Here is a 5,031-nt window from a genome sequence, read left to right as displayed (position 1 = left end):
CACGGTCCCCATGAACCAGTGCGTGGTGTGCCCAGGTTACTGTTGTACCAGACAGAAGCAGGATCAATGTGTTCAACAGCGGCAGGTGCCACGGATCGAAGGTTTCGATGCCTTGTGGCGGCCAAACACCACCAGTGTGCTCGACACGGCCAAACTGCGCAGCTTCCCCCGCGAACAGGGATGCATCAAAGAAGGCCCAGAACCATGCTACGAAGAACATAACTTCGGACAGGATGAACAGCAGCATGCCGTAGCGCAGGTGCAAGGATACAACGCGTGTATGGTGCCCTTCGCGAGATTCCTTAACCGTGTCACGCCACCACATAAACATGGTGTAAAGAACGATACCAAGACCAATTGCAAACAGGCCCCAACCGTTCAGCGTAAAGCCAACGGTTGTTTCGCCATCAGCGTTGCTCAGAAATGAGAAGCTTACGCCGCCCTCACTCATGCGCATGAATACAATCGCGCCGATTGCCATAACCAGCGCCCCAACTGACCCAACAAATGGCCATGGGCTTGGCTCGATAATGTGATAATCGTGGTTTTTAACACCAGCCATATCTTTCTCCCCATTTCAAAAAAGGTCGCTTCTGCAAAAGGCAGATCCGTCTCGCAACCTAAAGCTTGTCAGTGGCCGCGTCGCTTGGAGAAGCCACTGCAGCTGTTTCTTCCTCACCGTCTTTCGGCAATTCAAAGAATGTGTAGGACAAGGTGATTTCCTTGATATTCTTCAGGCTCTCGTCCTTGTCCAGTTCCGGATCGATGAAAAACACGACCGGCATATCGATCGATTCTCCTGCTTCAAGCGGTTGCTCGGTAAAGCAGAAGCAATCAATTTTGTTGAAGTAGCCCCCGACTTCGAAAGGCGCCACGTTAAACGTGGAAGTCCCGGTAGAAACCTGATGCGCGAGGCTTTGGGCCTCGTACATAATCTCGGTCATCTGGCCCAGCTTCACGCGGACTTTCTTTTGTTTTGGTTTGAAATCCCAATCCAGACCCGGAGCGACGTTGGCGTCAAAGCTCACGATGATCTCACGATCAAGGATCGTATCGGATGCCTCTTCTGCTCGCTGTGTGGTGCCGCCATAGCCCGTCACTTGACAGAAGAGCTGATAAAGCGGGACAGCTGCAAAGGACAAACCAACCATTCCAAAGAACACGCCCCCGCAAATCACAGCGACGGTAGCGTTGCTGCGGTTTACTTTGGCTTGTTCTGCTGTTTTTGGTTTTTGATCAGTCATTTGCGTCTCTTACAGTGGACGATCCATGATGCCCGGACCGAGCTTCACGATGGTGATCACATAAAACATAGCAACAAGAACGCCGAGTGTGACTGCAAGAGCCACTGAACGTCCGCGGCGGGTCTTGGCTTGCTCTTCAGAAAAAACTGCTTTTTGCTTGCTCATTTTCTTCTCTTTCCAGTTATGCGTTAGACCAGACCAATCATGTTCTCAGCGAGCAACCCAGCAAAAATCAGCATCAGATAGAACAAAGAGAACTTGAAGAGAGACATTGCTGTTTTCTTGGCTGCATCACCCTCGCGCACTCTCCAGACACGGATTGCATAACCGAGAAACACCAAGCCAAGGATGGCAGAGCCAACACCATAGAACACGGAGGCAAAGCCTAGGAAGTACGGTGCCATGCCAACCGGTAGCAGCAGCAAAGAATACAAAACGATTTGATGACGGGTCGCGGTTTCGCCTGCGACGACCGGCAACATTGGGACGCCAGCAGCCTGGTAGTCGCCGTTTTTAACCAGCGCCAAAGCCCAGAAGTGTGGAGGTGTCCAGGTGAAGGTGATCATAAACAGTGCGATGCTGACCAGCGTTACGTCACCTGTAACAGCTGCCCAGCCGACCATTGGTGGAAGTGCGCCAGCTGCACCACCGATAACGATGTTCTGCGGCGTGCTGCGCTTGAGCCACATTGTGTAGATGACCACGTAAAAGAAGATCGTGAACGCCAGCAGACCGGCGGCCATCCAGTTTGCCACCAGACCGAGGGTCAGAACAGAACCGAAGGACAGAACCATGCCAAAAGCAAGGGCTTCCTGACGTGTGATTTTGCCTGCCGGGATCGGGCGCTTTTTAGTGCGGGACATGACAGCATCAATGTCTGCATCCCACCACATGTTCAGCGCACCAGATGCACCACCACCAATGGCGATGCAAAGAATAGAAATGAAGCTGAGGACCGGGTGCTGATTGCCCGGAGCCATGACCAGACCAACAGCTGCTGTGAACACAACAAGAGACATTACCCGCGGCTTGAGCAGCGCGATGTAATCAGAAACGCTTCCACGACCACCAAGATCGGTTGCGTCCTCGTGAAGTCCTTGTGTCTGTTCCAGCATTGTCATGCCTGTACCTCTGTCGCGATATTGAAACCTGTGCCGTTTTTCAGCGTTCTAGACTTCATCCCCGGAACATTGGAGCACTTCCGGGCTTGTGCTTTAGCTATAACCGAGGGCGCTGACACGCCCCCGGCAATTTCGGTGCAGTTACTTGATCTTTGGAAGGATCTCGAACTGGTGGAATGGAGGAGGTGAAGACAGGGTCCATTCCAGAGTAGTTGCGCCTTTGCCCCATGGGTTATCGCCAGCCACACGCTTCTTGATGAATGCGTCAAGGACACACCACAAGAAGATGAGCACTGCAAAACCAGTGAGGTAGGAACCGTAGGAGGAAACCATATTCCAGCCAGCGTATGCATCCGGATAGTCGGCATAACGGCGTGGCATACCAGCAAGACCAAGGAAGTGCTGCGGGAAGAACACGAGGTTCACACCGATGAACATAAGCGCAAAGTGCAGGTTGCCGAGGAACTCGGAGTACATGTAACCGGAGATCTTAGGGAACCAGTAGTACCAGGCTGCAAAGATCGCGAACACAGCGCCCAGAGACAGAACGTAGTGGAAGTGAGCCACAACGTAGTAGGTGTCATGTAGCGCGCGGTCGAGACCTGCGTTTGCCAGCTGAACGCCGGTTACACCGCCAACGGTGAACAGGAACACAAAGCCAATCGCCCAGATCATTGGCGTGCGGAACTCGATGGAACCGCCCCACATGGTCGCAATCCATGAGAAGATCTTGATGCCGGTTGGCACTGCAATCACCATGGTGGCGAACAGGAAGTACGCCTGCGTGTCTGCGGACAGACCAACGGTGAACATGTGGTGCGCCCAAACGACAAACCCAACAACACCAATCGCAACCATCGCGTAGGCCATGCCGATATAACCGAACACAGGCTTGTGCGAGAAGGTGGAGATGATGTGGGAGATGATGCCGAATGCAGGCAAGATCAGAATGTACACTTCAGGGTGACCGAAGAACCAGAACAAGTGCTGGAACAGAATTGGGTCACCGCCACCGGCAGCTGTGAAGAAGGTGGTGTCGAAGTTACGGTCTGTCAGCAACATGGTGATCGCGCCAGCCAGAACAGGCAGAGAGATCAACAGCAGGAAGACTGTTACCAGCACGGACCATACGAACAGCGGCATCTTGTGCATGGTCATGCCAGGCGCGCGCATATTGAAGATGGTGGTGATGAAGTTGATGGCACCCAGAATGGAAGATGCACCGGCAACGTGTAGCGCCAGAATTGCAAAGTCCATTGCAGGACCAGGAGATGCCGATGTCGACAACGGCGGATAGATAGTCCACCCTCCGCCAACACCATACTCACCTGCCGCTCCAGGAACAAATAGAGACAACAACAGAAGAATGAATGCTGGTGGCAGAAGCCAGAAGGAAATGTTGTTCATACGTGGGAACGCCATATCAGGCGCACCGATCATGATCGGAACAAAGTAGTTCGCGAAACCACCGATAAGCGCTGGCATAACCATGAAGAAGATCATGATCAGCGCGTGCGCAGTAGTGAATACGTTGAACATTCCAGCATTTGGAAAATATTGCATTCCGGGATCTTGAAGTTCCATCCGCATTGCGATGGACAGAAGACCGCCGATGATACCAGCCATGATCGCGAAGATCAGGTAAAGGATACCGATATCCTTGTGGTTGGTGGAGTAGACCCACCGCACCCATCCAGTTGGATGGTCATGTGCATGCGTTTCAGACGCAGACATACTTGTGCTCCCTCGTAAAGTTCTTGCTCGTATGCGCTGCAGCCCTTGACGCGCGCATACTCGGCTCAATCAGTGGCCCCGCTTAACGGGACACAACCTTCACGTCGGTGGCTGCGGTGGCAGCAACCTTCTTCTCATCAGCAATCAGATTTGCGAGGAGTGTGTTTGCTTCGTCGATGTCCGAGCGAGCAGCTTCGGCCCAGGCCTGATACTGTTCTTTGGTCACAACCTGTACGGCGATTGGCATGAATGCATGACGTGTTCCGCACAGCTCCGAACACTGACCGTAGAACATGCCGGTGTTATCAGCACGGAACCAGGTTTCGTTCAGTCGAAAAGGCACTGCATCAATTTTGATACCAAATGCAGGAACTGCAAAGGAGTGTATCACATCCCCAGCGGTCACCTGAACGCGTACTGTTGTGTCGACCGGGACAACAATGTTGTAGTCGGCAGCCAAGAGACGTGGTTCATTTGGTTTAAGAGCTTCGCGAGATTGATTATAGTTATCTTTTGCCAATTCAGAAGCATCTTCAAGCATATAAGCATCGAATGAGACATCTTCCATGCCTTCATCCGCATACTCATAACCCCAATACCACTGGTAACCAGTTGCCTTGATGGTCATTTCGTATTCAGGGATATCAAGCTGTTTGAAGAGCAAACGGAAAGACGGAACTGAGATCATCACCAGAATGAGGATTGGGACAACCGTCCAAACAACCTCGATCATAGTGTTGTGTGAAGTGCGAGATGGCGTTGGGTTCGCCTTCTTGCGGAACCTGATGATCACAACAAGCAGCAGGAGTGCTACGAAAACCGTCACGCCGGCCATAATGATCAGGGTAAAATCGTTAAACCAGCGAATGTCTTCCATCACTGTCGTCGCCGCAGGCTGCATGCCCATCTGCCACGGCGTTGGCTGTGCTGCA

Annotated in this window: 6 protein-coding genes; all 6 read right to left on the bottom strand. The window is 52.4% G+C overall.

What is annotated here, in order from left to right:
- The coding region (locus PPL9_RS34145) for a cytochrome c oxidase subunit 3 (protein WP_244273368.1) at positions 1–562 on the bottom strand (562 nt) is incomplete at its 3' end.
- A 58-nt stretch (positions 563–620) separates the two neighbouring features.
- Positions 621–1,244: a cytochrome c oxidase assembly protein gene (locus PPL9_RS08385; RefSeq protein WP_057462279.1), complete on the bottom strand. Its 624-nt coding sequence runs from the start codon at positions 1,242–1,244 to the stop codon at positions 621–623.
- Positions 1,245–1,253: 9 nt separating this feature from the next.
- A complete protein-coding gene (locus PPL9_RS32790; RefSeq protein WP_200962164.1) occupies positions 1,254–1,409 on the bottom strand; it encodes a hypothetical protein in 156 nt (51 codons plus the stop codon).
- A gap of 23 nt (positions 1,410–1,432) precedes the next feature.
- Positions 1,433–2,365: a heme o synthase gene (locus tag PPL9_RS08380; RefSeq protein ID WP_057462277.1), complete on the bottom strand. Its 933-nt coding sequence runs from the start codon at positions 2,363–2,365 to the stop codon at positions 1,433–1,435.
- 141 nt (positions 2,366–2,506) lie between these two features.
- Positions 2,507–4,099, bottom strand: coding sequence for a cytochrome c oxidase subunit I (gene ctaD / locus PPL9_RS08375; protein WP_057462276.1), 1,593 nt, complete (start codon positions 4,097–4,099; stop codon positions 2,507–2,509).
- Between the two features lie 82 nt (positions 4,100–4,181).
- Positions 4,182–5,031: cytochrome c oxidase subunit II (gene coxB / locus PPL9_RS08370; RefSeq protein ID WP_057462275.1), on the bottom strand; the 850-nt coding region annotated here is incomplete at its 5' end.

The organism is Pseudovibrio sp. POLY-S9 (genome assembly GCF_001431305.1).
Lineage (GTDB): Bacteria > Pseudomonadota > Alphaproteobacteria > Rhizobiales > Stappiaceae > Pseudovibrio.
This window is presented reverse-complemented; position numbering and strand designations above follow the sequence as displayed.